This is a genomic window from Ruegeria sp. BC3 (assembly GCF_056539265.1).
The window spans coordinates 26,688-41,573 of record NZ_JBQFUP010000002.1 but is presented as its reverse complement, the minus strand read 5'-3'; the positions used below and the strand labels follow the sequence as shown (position 1 = coordinate 41,573).

General features: G+C 59.8%; 16 protein-coding genes. 13 read left to right on the top strand and 3 right to left on the bottom strand.

Annotated features, from left to right (window positions below):
• Window positions 1-33: 33 nt before the first annotated feature.
• Entirely contained in the window at window positions 34-864 is an 831-nt protein-coding gene (locus ACR0MV_RS05665) for a methyltransferase domain-containing protein (protein ID WP_170428441.1), read from the bottom strand.
• Between the two features lie 16 nt (window positions 865-880).
• On the opposite strand from ACR0MV_RS05665, the gene ACR0MV_RS05660 reads away from it, so the two are divergent.
• From ACR0MV_RS05660 to ACR0MV_RS05645, 4 genes are read left to right on the top strand one after another with little or no spacing between them, the layout of a single operon-like run.
• Window positions 881-1,609 carry a double zinc ribbon domain-containing protein gene (locus ACR0MV_RS05660; RefSeq protein ID WP_480701282.1) on the top strand — a complete coding sequence of 243 codons (729 nt, stop codon included), beginning with the start codon at window positions 881-883 and terminating at the stop codon, window positions 1,607-1,609.
• A 37-nt stretch (window positions 1,610-1,646) separates the two neighbouring features.
• Window positions 1,647-1,904 (top strand): glutaredoxin 3, encoded by a 258-nt coding sequence (gene grxC / locus ACR0MV_RS05655; RefSeq protein WP_171181132.1) that lies wholly within the window; start codon window positions 1,647-1,649, stop codon window positions 1,902-1,904.
• Window positions 1,904-2,734: a carbon-nitrogen hydrolase family protein gene (locus tag ACR0MV_RS05650; protein ID WP_480701280.1), complete on the top strand. Its 831-nt coding sequence runs from the start codon at window positions 1,904-1,906 to the stop codon at window positions 2,732-2,734. The genes grxC and ACR0MV_RS05650 overlap by 1 nt, the downstream gene beginning before the upstream one ends.
• A gap of 15 nt (window positions 2,735-2,749) precedes the next feature.
• The gene (locus tag ACR0MV_RS05645) at window positions 2,750-3,190 is read left to right on the top strand and encodes a MarR family winged helix-turn-helix transcriptional regulator (RefSeq protein ID WP_170428429.1); all 441 of its coding nucleotides are present in this window, start codon (window positions 2,750-2,752) and stop codon (window positions 3,188-3,190) included.
• Window positions 3,191-3,717: 527 nt separating this feature from the next.
• Here the strand turns inward: ACR0MV_RS05645 and ubiG are convergent.
• Window positions 3,718-4,464 (bottom strand): bifunctional 2-polyprenyl-6-hydroxyphenol methylase/3-demethylubiquinol 3-O-methyltransferase UbiG, encoded by a 747-nt coding sequence (ubiG, locus tag ACR0MV_RS05640; RefSeq protein ID WP_480701278.1) that lies wholly within the window; start codon window positions 4,462-4,464, stop codon window positions 3,718-3,720.
• A gap of 48 nt (window positions 4,465-4,512) precedes the next feature.
• Here ubiG and pip point away from each other — a divergent pair, with 48 nt between their 5' ends.
• From pip to ACR0MV_RS05595, 9 genes are all read left to right on the top strand, one after another.
• Window positions 4,513-5,490 carry a prolyl aminopeptidase gene (pip, locus tag ACR0MV_RS05635; protein WP_170428423.1) on the top strand — a complete coding sequence of 326 codons (978 nt, stop codon included), beginning with the start codon at window positions 4,513-4,515 and terminating at the stop codon, window positions 5,488-5,490.
• Window positions 5,487-6,308: an ABC transporter substrate-binding protein gene (locus ACR0MV_RS05630; RefSeq protein ID WP_170428420.1), complete on the top strand. Its 822-nt coding sequence runs from the start codon at window positions 5,487-5,489 to the stop codon at window positions 6,306-6,308. Before pip ends, ACR0MV_RS05630 begins: the two co-directional genes overlap by 4 nt.
• Window positions 6,309-6,401: 93 nt before the next feature.
• Complete coding sequence (locus ACR0MV_RS05625; RefSeq protein WP_170428417.1) at window positions 6,402-7,319, top strand: hypothetical protein; 918 nt, start codon at window positions 6,402-6,404, stop codon at window positions 7,317-7,319.
• Between the two features lie 9 nt (window positions 7,320-7,328).
• On the top strand, window positions 7,329-7,499 hold the full coding sequence (locus ACR0MV_RS05620) for a hypothetical protein (RefSeq protein WP_170428414.1): 171 nt from the start codon (window positions 7,329-7,331) through the stop codon (window positions 7,497-7,499).
• A 164-nt stretch (window positions 7,500-7,663) separates the two neighbouring features.
• Window positions 7,664-8,254, top strand: a complete 591-nt coding sequence (gene rimP / locus ACR0MV_RS05615) for a ribosome maturation factor RimP (RefSeq protein ID WP_170469736.1) — start codon at window positions 7,664-7,666, stop codon at window positions 8,252-8,254.
• Window positions 8,254-9,873 (top strand): transcription termination factor NusA, encoded by a 1,620-nt coding sequence (nusA, locus tag ACR0MV_RS05610; protein ID WP_170428412.1) that lies wholly within the window; start codon window positions 8,254-8,256, stop codon window positions 9,871-9,873. The genes rimP and nusA overlap by 1 nt, the downstream gene beginning before the upstream one ends.
• Window positions 9,874-9,895: 22 nt before the next feature.
• Window positions 9,896-10,519, top strand: coding sequence for an RNA-binding protein (locus tag ACR0MV_RS05605; RefSeq protein WP_480701277.1), 624 nt, complete (start codon window positions 9,896-9,898; stop codon window positions 10,517-10,519).
• A gap of 8 nt (window positions 10,520-10,527) precedes the next feature.
• Window positions 10,528-13,002 (top strand): translation initiation factor IF-2, encoded by a 2,475-nt coding sequence (gene infB / locus ACR0MV_RS05600; RefSeq protein ID WP_170428407.1) that lies wholly within the window; start codon window positions 10,528-10,530, stop codon window positions 13,000-13,002.
• Window positions 13,003-13,193: 191 nt separating this feature from the next.
• On the top strand, window positions 13,194-14,018 hold the full coding sequence (locus ACR0MV_RS05595; protein WP_170428405.1) for a class I SAM-dependent methyltransferase: 825 nt from the start codon (window positions 13,194-13,196) through the stop codon (window positions 14,016-14,018).
• Between the two features lie 39 nt (window positions 14,019-14,057).
• Here the strand turns inward: ACR0MV_RS05595 and ACR0MV_RS05590 are convergent, their stop codons facing one another.
• Complete coding sequence (locus ACR0MV_RS05590) at window positions 14,058-14,885, bottom strand: alpha/beta hydrolase (RefSeq protein WP_170428402.1); 828 nt, start codon at window positions 14,883-14,885, stop codon at window positions 14,058-14,060.
• Window position 14,886: the final 1 nt, after the last annotated feature.

The window sequence follows — 14,886 nt, the reverse complement described above, 5'->3', positions numbered from 1 at the left end:
TACCGGCCTGAGATAACCGGATTTGTTCAGTCGTCAATCGGGCAGTTTGCCTTCTTTTGTCCCCAACGCGTCGGCAAGACGCGCCTTGGCCGAGCCGGGGCGCAACGGTTTTTGCTGGCTTTCGTCCGGTGACCAGCCTGTCAGGCAAATCAGCTCGAAGGTCGCGGCGAGACGGTCGCTATCTGTTGCGAAGCTTTCGGCGTAAATCTGCTGCGCACGAGCAAAGACCTGCCGCCGTGTCACATGTGCGACGCGACCATTCAGGCAGTTGGACTCACCCATGGCGCGCAGATCGTGCATCAGATGCAGCAGGTCGCGGTATTCGGCTGTCAGACGCGCTGAGTCTGCCACAGGCAGCGCCAGCCCCGCGCGTTGAAGGAGGCCGCCCAGATCGCGCAGTTCTGCCATCGGGGCAACGCGCGGGCTTAGTCCTCCGGTCACTTCGATCTCGGCCTGTCCCAGGGCGGCACGCAGTTCGTGCAGGGTTTCGCCGCCTAGGCATACAACCAACAACAATCCATCCGGGCGTAGCGCGCGATGGCATTGAATGAGCTGCCCGACCGGATCGTTGGCCCAATGCAGGGACATGGCGTGGATCACCAGATCCTGCGCGCCCGGGGTCAGGTCCAAGACGTCCTCATCCGGGACCAGTCGTGCCTCGGGCAACACATCCTGCCAGATATGCGCAAAGGGCGTCACGATCGCTGGGGCCGTAAAGCTTTTGTTAACCATCAACAGCCGATCCTGCACCTCGTCCACGGCAGCACGGTGCAGAAACAGTGCCTCATCCTGTGCGCGGGCGCGATGCAGGGCCAGAATGCGGCGATCAAACAAAGAGGGTGCGGTGGAGTCAGGCAGCTTCATAGGGCGCAATTATCGCATGTGGCAGCGAATTCAAACCGCTGTCGCGCTGATCTATCCCCCCCGGTGCATGGGATGCGGTGAGCTGACCGAGACGGATTTCGGCCTGTGCGGCACCTGCTGGCGCGAAACGCCATTCATCGGCGGAACGGTATGCGAAAGCTGCGGGGTGCCCTTGCCGGGTATTGCAGACGGGCACCGGATTGAATGCGATGACTGCATGAAAACCACTCGTCCGTGGCATGATGGACGTGCAGCCCTGATGTACCAAGGCAAGGCGCGGGCACTTGTGCTGGCGCTGAAACACGGGGATCGCCCCGAACTGGCGCGTCCTGCCGCGCGGTGGATGGCGCAGGCCGGGCGAGAGCTGTTTCACCCCGACATGCTGGTTGCGCCCGTGCCATTGCATTGGACCCGGCTGTTGAAACGCCGATACAATCAATCCGCTTTGTTGGCGCAGTACCTCGGCAAAGAGGCTGGGCTGGAAGTGTGCCCGGACCTTCTGTTGCGGCGGGTGCAGACCCCGGTATTGGATGGCAAAACCGCGGCTCAGCGGGCCGAAACGCTTGAAAATGCGATCTCTGCCCATCCCAAGCGGGTGAACCGTATGCAGGGTCGCGACGTCTTGCTGGTGGATGATGTTATGACTTCGGGTGCAACGCTGGCGGCCTGTGCGCGTGTCTGCCTTGCATCCAGAGCAAATCATATTTTCGTGTTGGTACTGGCGCGCGTTGCCAAGGATGCCTAATTCGCCCAAGATTATGCGAAACGCGAAGGTACGGAATATGAAACCGGTAGAAATCTACACCTCGCCGCTCTGCGGCTTTTGTCACGCGGCGAAAAGACTGCTGAAGCAGAAAGGCGTCGAGTTCAAGGAAGTCGATGTGCTGATGCATCCCAAGCGCAAGCCCGAGATGATCAAACGCGCCGGCGGCAAACGAACCGTCCCGCAAATCTTTATCGGCACGCAACATGTAGGCGGCTGTGACGACCTGTATGAGCTGGAGCGTCAGGGCAAGCTGGATCGCCTGCTCGCGGCCTGATGAAAACCGCGCTGCTGCAGATCACCTCGTCGGACGATCCGGCCGAAAATCTGGACACGGTCCGCGCCATGATGGCCGAGGCTGCGGGGCAGGGCGCGCAGTTCATCTTGACGCCCGAGGTGACGAATTGTGTATCCACCAGCACTACACGCCAGCGCGACGTTCTGCAGCATGAAGAAGACGACCAGACGCTGGCTGGCCTGTGCGATCAGGCCGCCGCTCTGGGTGTCTGGCTGCTGATCGGGTCATTGGCGATCAAAACCCATGACGCGGATGGTCGTTTTGCGAACCGCTCCTACATGATCAACCCGCTGGGGCAGATCGTGGCGCGGTACGACAAGATACATATGTTCGACGTGCAGGTGACTGAGACCGAGACGTTTCGTGAATCTAAGAATTACCGCCCTGGTGATAGGGCTGTTGTTGCAGGCACCGACTTCGGCAAGGTCGGCATGACCGTCTGCTATGATATTCGCTTTCCGCATCTCTATGCCGCCTTGGCGCAGGCCGGCGCGCGTATCCTGACTATCCCGGCCGCTTTTTCGCCGGTGACGGGAGCCGCCCATTGGGAATCGCTGCTGCGCTCCCGCGCGATTGAGACCGGCTGCTGGGTTCTGGCTCCGGCGCAGACTGGCACGCATCCCAAAACCCGTGGCAAGACGCGCCATACCCACGGCCACAGCATGGTGATCGCCCCGTGGGGAGAGGTCGTCATCGACGCAGGGACCGATCCGGGCATTCACTTTTTCGATTTGGATGATAGTTCTGTGACAGAGGCGCGCCGCCGCGTGCCTTCCCTGACCCACGTGAGGCCTTTCCAAGGGCCCTGACCCAGAACCGGACACATGACGGACGAACACAATGCCCTTGCGGTCACGCTGTTCAGCGAGATCCTGACCGCCGATCAGTTATTGCGCAACCGGCTCAGCCGGGTGTTGCCCAAGGGTATGGAGATTTCTCATTTCTCGGTTCTGAACCACTTGGTCTTTGTCGGGGGCGAGCGTTCCCCGGCACAGCTTGCCAGCACCTTCCACGTGACCCGGGGCGCGATGACCAACACGTTGGCCAAGCTCGAATGGGCCGGATACATTCACATCCGCCCCGACTGGGACGATGCCCGCCGCAAGATGATCGCCATCAGCCCCGCCGGCCGCCGCGCAAGGGATCAGGCGATTTCGTCGATTGCCCCGCTGATCAACCGCGTGGTCGGAGAACTAGGGCTGGAGCGTGTCCGCAGCACGCTGCCTGTGCTACGGGATCTGCGGTTGCAGCTTGAGGGAGAATAAAGAGCGCGACTATTTGGAAGTCGAGACGACCGACTCGCAAAGACCCACTGCGCCCTTATCTTCGAGCGTGCTCATTCTCTCTACAAGCCTTCTATCCCAATTCTTTGGGACTGCGCGCGCATACTGAAGGGCCCGTTCGAAAGCTGCTCGCGCTTGTTCGTCGCGGCCCAATTGTGAAAGTGCGATACCGCGTTCAAGGTTCATCAATGACCCTCGAGCTTGGCCCACAGGCGTCAGACGAAACCCGATGCTGCTTATCAGAGCGGCGTTACAAAAACCCAGCTTAGTCTTTCCTTCAAGGCGATCAGAGCGACACGTCAGACCCAGTGCTGCAACTAGCATCCCAAACAGCCAAAACATTACAAAAGCAAAGGCCAGAATCGAACCGAGACTCTCGCGTGACTTCGGCGTGCTTTTGGGTGGGTCAAACTTCATCAAAGGAACTGATTTGGACGAAAAATTTATCAATCGCAGCGAAGGTACCTGATTCCATCTCTAGGGTAGGTTGATGGGTAAGACTACCAATCCTACCCCGGCTTCACGCTCGCCGTCACATAATTCACGCTCAGATCCCGGTCCGAGATCGACCAGCTCCATAGGATCGGGTTGAAGACGAAGCCCTTGCGGTCCACCGGCTCCAGCCCGGCCTGGCGCAGCAGGTCGAACAGCTCATCCGGGGTGATGAACTTGTTCCACTCATGCGTGCCGCGTGGCAGCCAGCGCATGACGACCTCGGCCCCGAAGATGGCCATGGCATAGGATTTCGGGTTGCGGTTGATGGTCGAGCAAATCTCCAGTCCGCCGGGTTTCAGCAGTTGCTGCGTTGCAGTCAGGTACGACAACGGGTCGGCCACGTGTTCGACCACTTCCATGTTCAGCACCACGTCGAATTGTTCGCCCGCGGCGGCCATGTCCTCGGCGGTGGTGTGTCGGTAGTCGATCTCCAGCCCCGATTGTTCCGCGTGAATGCGGGCGACGGGCAGGTTGCCTTCGGCGGCGTCGGCCCCCACGACCTCGGCCCCCAAACGCGCCATCGGTTCGCTCAGCAGTCCGCCACCGCAGCCGATATCCAGCAGGCGCAGGCCCTCGAACGGTTTCCCTGACGTCAGATCACGGTCAAATTCACCCGCAATCTGCTGTGTGATATAGTCCAGCCGACAGGGGTTGAGCATGTGCAGCGGTTTGAATTTTCCATGCGGGTCCCACCATTCTGCGGCCATCGCTTCGAATTTTGCGATCTCGGAAGGGTCAACCGTGTTCGGATGCGCTTGCATTCCTGTCTCCGTATGCTCTTTTACGCTTAAGGACTATATAGGGCCATAATGGACAAGTACCCGGACCAAAAGCGCGCAGTTCAATATCTGTACCCGCCGATCGACCCGTTCGATCAGCGCATGGTGGATGTGGGCGAAGGCCATCGCATCTATATGGAGCAATGTGGCAATCCAAACGGTGTGCCTGTGGTGGTCCTGCATGGCGGCCCGGGTGGCGGCTGCAGCCCCGCGATGCGGCGCTATTTTGACCCGAATGTCTATCGGGTGATTCTGTTTGATCAACGCGGGTGTGGGCGTTCGCGTCCGCATGCGTCTGTCACGGATAACACCACATGGCATCTGGTGGCCGATATCGAACGGCTACGGACCTTGCTGGACATCGAAGACTGGACTGTTTTCGGCGGCAGCTGGGGTGCGACGCTTGCGCTGGTCTATGCGCAGTCCCATCCCGACCGGGTAAACCGGCTGGTGCTGCGCGGTGTATTTCTTGCCACGCAGTCCGAGCTGGATTGGTTCTATGGCGGTGGTGCTGGCAAGTTCTGGCCCGAGCAATGGGCCAAGTTCACGGCACTGCTTTCGGAAAGCGAACTGAAGGATACCATCAGCGCTTACAACAAACGTCTGTTCTCGGGTGATCGCGCGACCGAGATTCTTTATGCCCGCGCCTGGTCTAGTTGGGAAAACGCGCTGGCCTCGATCCATTCGCAGGGGACCACAGGGGAAAGCCCCGGAGAGTATGCCAGAGCATTTGCGCGGCTAGAGAATCACTATTTCATCAACAACGCGTTTCTTGAGCGGGACGGGCAGATTCTGGATCAGATGGACCGGATTGCGCATATCCCCGGCCATATCGTGCAGGGGCGGTATGACATGATCTGCCCGCCTCAGGCCGCGTGGAACCTTGCACAGCTATGGCCCAATGCTGAGCTAAAGATGGTACGGCAGGCCGGGCACGCCCTGTCAGAGCCCGGTATCAGCGCCGAACTTGTGCGCATCATGGACCGCGTGGCGGAGGGGGCATCATGACCCGGATTGACCGCCGCGCCCTGTTCGCCTCTGGTGCCGCTGCAGCTTTGCTTGCGGCGACGGGCGCATCCTTGGCCGACACGCCAAAGGTTGGGGGAACGCTGCGTCTGGCTGTGCCTCGTGATGACAGTCTTGAACAAGTCGCCCGTGGTGCGGTGTTTGATACGCTGACCGAGATCGCGCCCGACGGCACCCTGCGCGGAGAGCTGGCAACCGCCTGGCAGACAGACGCGCAAGCCAAGGTCTGGAGTTTTGATCTGCGTGAGGCGGTTCAGTTTCACGATGGGTCCGCACTGGATGTGCAAGACGTGTTGGCCGTTTTGGCAGAGGTCGGGCGGGTCGAAGCCCTGTCTGATGCGCAGGTTCGACTTGAACTGGCCGAGGCCAACCCAGGCCTTCCGTTTTTGCTGGCCGACAGCAGGTTTGTCATCACGCGCGATGGGCAAGGCGTTACGCCTCTGCACGCGGCGAATGGCACCGGATGCTATCGCGTCGAGCGGGCTGAAGATGACCGGCATTTTTTGGGGCGTCGCGTTGCGGGGCACTACAAGAACGGATTGGCAGGATGGGCAGAAACGCTTGAGATCATCGTGATCCCTGACGCTCAGGTCCGGGCCGAGGCATTGCGCGATGGCTACGTGGATATAGCGGCACTGCCGCAGACCGAGGGGCTAAGTAGTCAACGCGGGCTGCGCTTTTTCCCAAGTGAAAATGACATGGCGCTGGCCGTTGCCGGGCATGTTGGCATGCCGCGCCAGGTCGGAACCAATCGTCCCTTGGATGACGGCAGGCTCGCCGAACGGTGGTGGTTGATCTAACCACGTCAGACTCGCCTGACTTCTACTTTATGCAAAATTTTGCTATTGTATGCGCTGCATTAGCTTAATTGTTTCGCAAATGGGAGAAGTCCCATGAAGGTTGAAGGTCTAAAGAGTATAACAATAATCGTTTTGTCCGCCGTTCTGGGCTATGTCGCTGTGTCCGCCCTGAAAACAGGTAAGGACGTGACGGTAAAAGTCAGCAAAAACGGGACCATAGAGCTGGACGCCCGAGAGGGGCAGTCGCTGACACAGTTGCTGGACAACGGGTTTGAGGCGGTGAAGCCGTCTGATGATGACAGCCCCGAAACAAAGGCGCGGAAAAACTCGGATATGCGGGCTTTGACGCGGACCCTGCAGTCTCATGGGTACTATGCGCTGAACGATTCGGCGCTGGCGGATAGGATTCGGGTGCTGGAAAAGGATCATAGCCTGTCGGTCCAGCTGCGCGATGTGCTTTACGATTTGGAAGGCCCGTTTTCGTTGCCGGGAACATTGCGCGGTGCAGATTCGCGTATGTGGCAGGCCATCGCGGACCTTTATGAGGGGATAAAGTCCGAACCGCTGGGTGACAGTCAGCTTTTCGCGACGCTTTACACAAACTTCATTGATCAAGAGACTGTGTTCAGCCCGTTTAAGCACGAGGTGAAGGCAGAAGGTGAGTTGCTGCATGACACCAATGAAACCAACACGCCTATGGTGTTCACTTGCCCAGACAGCTTTCTGAAACAGGGGATTACCGTACTGATCAAGCCCGTTGGCGGTTCGTCCAACATCATGCGCCAGTTCACGGTGCAGCAGAACGCGATGTTCCATTCCTGCGCTGCGCGCACGCCGTTCGAGACCTTGTCCGGCTCGCAGATGAAGCTGGGGCTGAACCGTGCAGCCTTTGATCAGCTTTTCCCGCCGCGACTGGCTGATGCCGAACAGTTTCAGGGCCGAGGCACGTTGTCGGTGATAATTTATCCGCGCAACACGCAGCCTGCCCTTTTTGCGTCATCGGCGGATTAGGAGATTTGAATGAAGATGTTTCTTGTTTTGCTTGCTGTTGTATCATTGCTGAACCTTACCCTGTTCAGCGCCGCCATGGCTCAAGGCAGACAATGCCTGTTTGATGGTCAGGTCTATGAGGATGGTGATCGCGTCGGCCCCTATATCTGTGCAGATGGTGAGTGGATTCTCTCGGATTGAAACTCAGATCGGCTGTTCGGGCGCTGTGGGCTTGCATTCTTGTATGTGCACGGCTATATCGCCCCTAACAGCGGCGTGTCGGGCTTCGGTCCGGGGCACCACCGGAAAAGATCGACGGGCCGCGCGCCCGTTTTTTTGTGCCCGATTGAAGGGTAGAGACCCGAATGACAAACGACCTGATAGCCAAAGCTGCCATCGACCGGCGACTGGCCGAGATCATCACCCCTGTGATCGAAGATCTGGGGTATGAGCTTGTCCGCATCCGTTTGATGAGCGGCAAGCAGACCACGCTGCAGATCATGGCTGACAAGCCTGATGGCGGCATCGAAGTGGACGACTGCGCCGAGATTTCCAACGCCGTCAGCGCCACGCTGGACGTCGAGGACCCGATCCTCGACGCCTATACGCTTGAGGTGTCCAGCCCCGGCATCGACCGACCTCTGACCCGTCTCAAGGATTTTGAGACCTTCGAAGGGTATGAGGCCAAGATCGAAACCGCCGAGTTGATCGATGGTCGCCGCCGCTTTAAGGGCGAGTTGGCCGGGATCGAGGGGGACGAGGTTCTGATCAACATCCCCGAGGGGGGTGAGACCATCACCATCGGTCTGCAATTCGATTGGCTGAGCGATGCCAAGCTGGTCCTGACTGATGACCTGATCAAGGAAATGCTGCGCCAGCGCAAAGACGCCGGTGCCCTGAACGAAAACGCTTTCGACGAGATTGAGACCGAAGGGTCCGAAGAGGAGACGAACTGATGGCAATCACCTCAGCCAACCAGCTGGAGCTGCTGCAGACCGCCGAGGCCGTGGCCCGCGAAAAGATGATCGACCCCGGTCTGGTTGTCGAAGCGATGGAAGAATCGCTCGCCCGTGCCGCCAAGAGCCGTTACGGCGCGGAAATGGACATTCGTGTCTCGATCGACCGCAAGACCGGCAAAGCGACCTTTACCCGCGTTCGCACCGTGGTCGAGGATGAGGAGCTTGAGAACTATCAGGCCGAGATGACCGTCGAGCAGGCGCGTCAGTACATGGAAGCGCCCGAGGTTGGAGATGTCTTCGTTGAAGAGGTTCCGCCGGTTGAGATGGGCCGTATTGCAGCTCAGTCCGCCAAGCAGGTCATCCTACAGAAGGTTCGCGAAGCGGAACGTGACCGTCAGTACGAAGAATTCAAAGATCGCGCAGGCACCATCATCAACGGTGCGGTCAAGCGTGAAGAATTTGGCAATGTCATCGTCGATCTGGGCGGTGCCGAGGCCGTTCTGCGCCGCAATGACAAGATCGGCCGCGAAAGCTATCGCCCGAATGACCGTGTGCGCGCATACATCAAGGAAGTCCGTCGCGAAGTGCGTGGCCACCAGATCTTCCTGTCGCGCACCGCGCCGGAATTCATGGCTGAGCTGTTCAAGATGGAAGTGCCCGAAATCTATGACGGCATCATCGAGGTCAAAGCCGTGGCCCGTGACCCCGGTTCGCGCGCCAAGATTGCTGTGATCTCGTATGATGGCTCGATCGACCCCGTGGGTGCCTGTGTTGGTATGCGCGGCAGCCGCGTGCAGGCCGTTGTGAACGAGCTGCAGGGCGAAAAGATCGACATCATTCCGTGGAACGAAGACCAACCGACCTTCCTGGTGAACGCTCTGCAGCCGGCCGAGGTTTCCAAGGTGGTTTTGGACGAAGAAGCCGGCAAAATCGAAGTTGTAGTGCCCGAAGAACAGCTGTCGCTGGCTATCGGTCGTCGCGGTCAGAACGTGCGTCTGGCCAGCCAGCTGACCGGTCTGGACATCGACATCATGACCGAAGCCGAGGAATCGGCGCGTCGTCAGAAAGAATTCGAAGCCCGCACCCAGCTGTTCATGGACAGCCTGGATCTGGACGAGTTCTTCGCGCAACTGCTGGTCTCCGAAGGCTTCACCAACCTCGAAGAAGTCGCGTACGTCGAGATTGACGAACTGCTGGTCATCGACGGTGTCGACGAAGGCACCGCGCAAGAGCTGCAGACCCGCGCCCGCGAATTCCTGGAAGCACAGGCCAAAGCCGCGCTGGACAGCGCCCGCGCACTGGGTGCCGAAGACAGCCTTATTGAATTCGAAGGCCTGACACCCCAGATGGTTGAGGCACTGGCCAAGGATGACGTGAAAACACTGGAAGACTTCGCCACCTGCGCGGACTGGGAACTGGCCGGTGGCTGGACCACAGTCGACGGCCAGCGAATCAAGGATGACGGTGTTCTGGAGCCCTTTGGTGTCTCGCTCGAAGAGGCGCAGGATCTGGTCATGACGGCCCGCATCATGCTGGGCTGGGTTGATCCGGCCGAGCTGGAACAGGCAGAAGAAGATGTAGACGGCGAAACTGCCGACGAGGAGGCCGAGGCCTGATCGCGGGCCTCGGGGTACGCGCATGGGTCGCGGTGGCGTCCATAAAGATCGGTCCGAGGGACCTGAGCGTAAGTGCATCGCCACGGGTGAGGTGCAGCCGAAGTTTGGGCTGATCCGCTTTGTGACGGGGCCGGACGGTCAGGTCTATCCGGATGTCGCGGCAAAATTGCCGGGGCGAGGCGTCTACGTGGCCGCGGATCGTGCTGCTCTGGACAAGGCCGTGGGCAAAAAGCTTTTTGCGCGTGGCTTCAAGGCGCAGGTGAGTGTGCCCAAGGACCTGACGGACGAAGTGGAACGTCAGGTCACCCGCCGTGTGATCGAGTTGCTGAGCCTTGCGCGCAAGTCCGGTGACGCGGTTGCCGGGTATGAAAAGGTCAAGACGTGGCTGGACCGGGAAGAGGCCCAGGTGCTGATTCAGGCCGTTGATGGATCGGGGCGCGGCAAGTCGAAACTGAGCACGCCGCACTTCGGAAAATACATCGGTTGGCTCACTGCGGACGAGTTAGGGCAGGCATTTGGGCGCCAAACGGTGATTCATGCGGCGCTCGCCTCTGGCGGACTCGCCAAACGTGTTGTAGAGGAAGCGCAGCGCCTGCGTGGCTTGCGCGAAAAGGATGACGGCGGCAGGGGCCGCTCGGAAGGGTAAGAAGCTTTATGAGCGATAATGACGGCAAAAAGACATTGGGTCTTCGTGGCGGGGCACGCCCCGGAAATGTGAAACAGAGTTTCAGCCACGGACGCACCAAGAATGTCGTGGTGGAAACCAAACGCAAACGCGTGGTGGTCCCCAAGCCGGGTGCCGGTAAACCGGGTGGCGGAGCAACGCCGTCGGGTGATCCGTCGCGTCGTCCTGCGGGTATCTCTGACGCGGAAATGGCACGCCGGATGAAGGCGCTGCAGGCCGCCAAGGCCCGCGAGGCCGAAGAGGCCGCAGCCCGCGAAGCCGCTGAAAAGGCGCGTGAAGAAGAACGCGCCCGCCGCCGTGCGGAGCAAGAGGCCAAGGAACGAGAACAGCGTGAGGCCGAAGAGCGCGCCCGCGCCAAGGCCGAAGAGGAAGAGCGCAAGCGCAAAGAGGCGGAAGAAGCCGCCAAACGCGCTGCCGCCGCCCCGGCACCCGAAGAGCCCAAGGCTGCCCGCAGCCCGGCCAGCAAGCCTGCGCCTGCGGCAACCCCGCGCAAGCAGGATCGCGAACGCGAACAGCGTGGCCGTGGCAAAGGACGTGACGACAACCGCCGCTCGGGCAAGCTGACTCTGGGTCAGGCGACCGGCGGCGAAGGCAACCGCCAGCGTTCGATGGCCGCGATGAAGCGTAAGCAGGAGCGTGCGCGTCAGAAAGCTATGGGCGGCACGGTTGAGCGCGAAAAGGTGATCCGCGACGTTCAGCTGCCCGAGGCCATCATGGTTTCGGAGCTGGCCAACCGTATGGCCGAGCGTGTGGCTGACGTTGTCAAATCGCTGATGCAGATGGGCATGATGGTTACGCAGAACCAGACCATCGACGCCGACACTGCCGAGCTGATCATTGAAGAGTTCGGCCACAAGGTCACCCGCGTTTCTGATTCGGATGTTGAAGACGTCATCAAAGAGGTCGAAGACAAGGACGAAGACTTGCAGCCGCGTCCGCCGGTCATCACCATCATGGGTCACGTTGACCACGGTAAGACCTCGTTGCTGGATGCGATCCGCGACGCGCGCGTTGTGGCGGGTGAGGCCGGTGGCATCACCCAGCATATCGGTGCCTATCAGGTGAAAACCGACGGCGGCACGACGCTGACCTTCCTGGATACACCGGGCCACGCGGCCTTTACCTCGATGCGTTCGCGCGGTGCTCAGGTCACGGATATCGTGGTCCTGGTGGTTGCGGCGGATGACGCGGTGATGCCTCAGACGATCGAAGCGATCAACCACGCGAAAGCGGCCGAAGTGCCGATGATCGTGGCGATCAACAAGGTCGACAAGCCCGATGCAAACCCGGACAAGGTCCGCACCGATCTGCTGCAGCATGAAGTCATCGTCGAGAAAATGTCGGGTGAGGTTCAGGACGTCGAAGTGTCCGCTATCACCGGCCAGGGTCTGGACGAGTTGCTGGAAGCCATCGCGCTGCAGGCCGAGATTCTGGAACTGAAAGCCAACCCGAACCGTGCAGCCCAAGGTGCCGTGATCGAAGCACAGCTGGATGTGGGCCGCGGCCCCGTGGCCACCGTCTTGGTTCAGAACGGTACTCTGCACCAAGGCGACATCTTCGTTGTGGGTGAGCAGTACGGTAAGGTTCGTGCGCTGATCAACGACAAGGGTGAACGCGTCAAGGAAGCTGGCCCCTCGGTTCCGGTCGAGGTTCTGGGTCTCAACGGCACGCCCGAGGCCGGTGACGTTCTGAACGTGACCGAGACCGAAGCGCAGGCCCGTGAGATCGCGGAATACCGCGAACAAGCCGCCAAGGACAAACGCGCCGCCGCTGGTGCCGCGACCACCCTTGAGCAGCTGATGCAGAAAGCCAAGGAAGACGAGAACGTGGCCGAGCTGCCGATCCTCGTGAAAGCCGACGTACAGGGTTCTGCCGAAGCTATCGTTCAGGCGATGGAGAAAATCGGCAACGACGAGGTACGCGTTCGCGTTCTCCACTCGGGCGTGGGTGCCATCACCGAGACGGATATCGGCCTTGCCGAAGCCTCGGGCGCACCTGTCATGGGCTTTAACGTCCGTGCCAACGCATCGGCACGGAACACTGCGAACCAGAAGGGCGTCGAGATCCGGTACTATTCGGTGATCTATGACCTCGTGGACGACGTGAAAGCTGCCGCATCCGGCCTGCTGAGCGCCGAGATCCGCGAGAAGTTCATCGGCTACGCCGAGATCCGCGAAGTCTTCAAGGTCACAGGCGTTGGCAAGGTTGCTGGCTGTCTGGTCACCGAAGGCGTGGCCCGTCGTTCGGCTGGCGTGCGCCTGCTGCGCGACAACGTGGTGATCCACGAAGGCACGCTGAAGACGTTGAAGCGCTTCAAGGACGAAGTCGCCGAGGTTCAGTCGGGTCAGGAATGCGGTATGGCGTTCGAAAACTACGACGATATCCGCGCCGGCGACGTGATCGAAATCTTCGAGCGCGAAGAGGTTACGCGCACGCTGGACTGATCCGGTATAGCATTGAAACAGAAAACAGCGGCTCTTCGGGGCCGCTTTTTTTTTGGATGCCTGCATGTCCTGTCGGTCCGAATCCTTGAAACAATCAAGTTGTCGAACCGAAGGGCGGCGCTTCGTTTGCGAGAGGCACGAATAGCCGAGAAATGTGCTAAGCTTGCAAATGGCCCCAGAAAGGATAGCGGATGGTGGATGCCAACACTTTCGCAGCGCTAGAAAAGCGCGAGTGGTCGGATGCGCAAGTTGCGCAATCCTACGCTCAGGCCTTCGCCCGGGCCGCCAACATGGTGGTTCCCCATCTTATCGAGGCAGTCGCACCCGGACCGGGCACCAATGCGCTCGACCTCTGCTGTGGCCATGGCAATGTGACAGCTGGACTTGTTCATACCGGGGCAAACGTGACCGGTGTCGATTTCTCGCCAGCGATGCTTGAAATGGCGCGGAATGCAGTGCCCGAGGCGCGATTCGTCGAAGACGACGTGATGGATCTGGATTTCGATGACGAAGAGTTTGAAACCGTGACCATCGGATTCGGAATTCCGCACGTCCCGAATCCGCCAGCGGTGTTCAAAGAGGCCCGTCGCGTTTTGCGCCCCGGGGGAAAACTGGCTTTCTCAGTCTGGTGTGGACCCGAGGTAGATACGGCGCTCGGGTACGTCTTTGGTTCAATTGAAGCACATGGCCACCCTGACATCACGTTGCCACCCGGACCTGGGGCTAACGACTACGCAGACCCTGCGTTGTCCTTTCCGGTCCTGTCCTCCGCCGGGTTTCAGGATTGCTCTTGCGTCACGGTCGCTTCAATGTGGCGCGTGGAAGACCCGGGTGCGCCCTATGACTTTTTTCTCGAAGGCACCGCGCGCGGAGGTGCTCTGTTGCGCCCGCAACCCGAAGAAAACGCCTCTGCAATCCGAAAATCTGTGGTGGATCAGGTGCTTAAAAACCACGGATCTGGGCCGATTTGGGAAGTTCCAATCCCGTCCGTCGTAACAAGGGCCGTGGCCGTTTAGGTCATCATTTAACCTGGAGCGAAGGGACTGGGTCGGCGATCACTGCAACGTGGGCAGAAAAGCGCCCGGATGCATAATGATGTCGAAATGGTGCACGCCCTTTTGCAGATCAAAGCTCACAGAATGCCCGCCCTTGCGAAGCAACTCCGCATAGTCCCGGCTTTGGCGGATGAATTCGGGTGTGTCCCGTTCAGCCACTGTCACGTGATAGCGCGGGCCAGGGATGGGTAAGTGCAGGATCGGGGACAGGTCGTGAACCTCAACAGGCGTCAGTTGCAGCGGATCGTTGACCGAGGTCAGGCTGATCGGTTCCAGATCATAGACCCCGCTGATCAGAATCACATCGCGGACGCGTAAGCCAGAGCGGGCCAGTGCATCCGCCGAGGTCGCCATGACCATCGCCGCCAGATGCGCTCCGGCGCTGTGCCCCGACAAGGTGACTCGGGAAGGATCAAATCCCAGATCAGGCGCGTTGGCGGCCAACCACAGCAAGGCGTCGCGGCATTCCGCGATCATGTCGCCAATCCTTGCATCCGGGGCCAGCGTGTAATTGAGGGTCGCAAAGGACTGCTCGGCCTGAACCAGCGCCGGGGCCATCATTGCTGCTTCCCCCTGACTTAGAGCCTGCCAATAGCCGCCATGGATAAAGACATGCAGCGGTGCGCCCGTTCCTTTCGCAGGAAAGAAATCCAAAACCTGCGCCGTGGGCTCGCCATACGAGACGTTTCCGATAACCTCCATCTGCGCCCGATTCTGGGCGCTGAGCGCGGCATAGCTGTCCAAGTATGGCGTAAGGTCGCCCCCGATCATCGAACTGGGAGAATACTCCCGCTCTAACTCTTCCTGAGAGAATCCGCGGTACAGCATC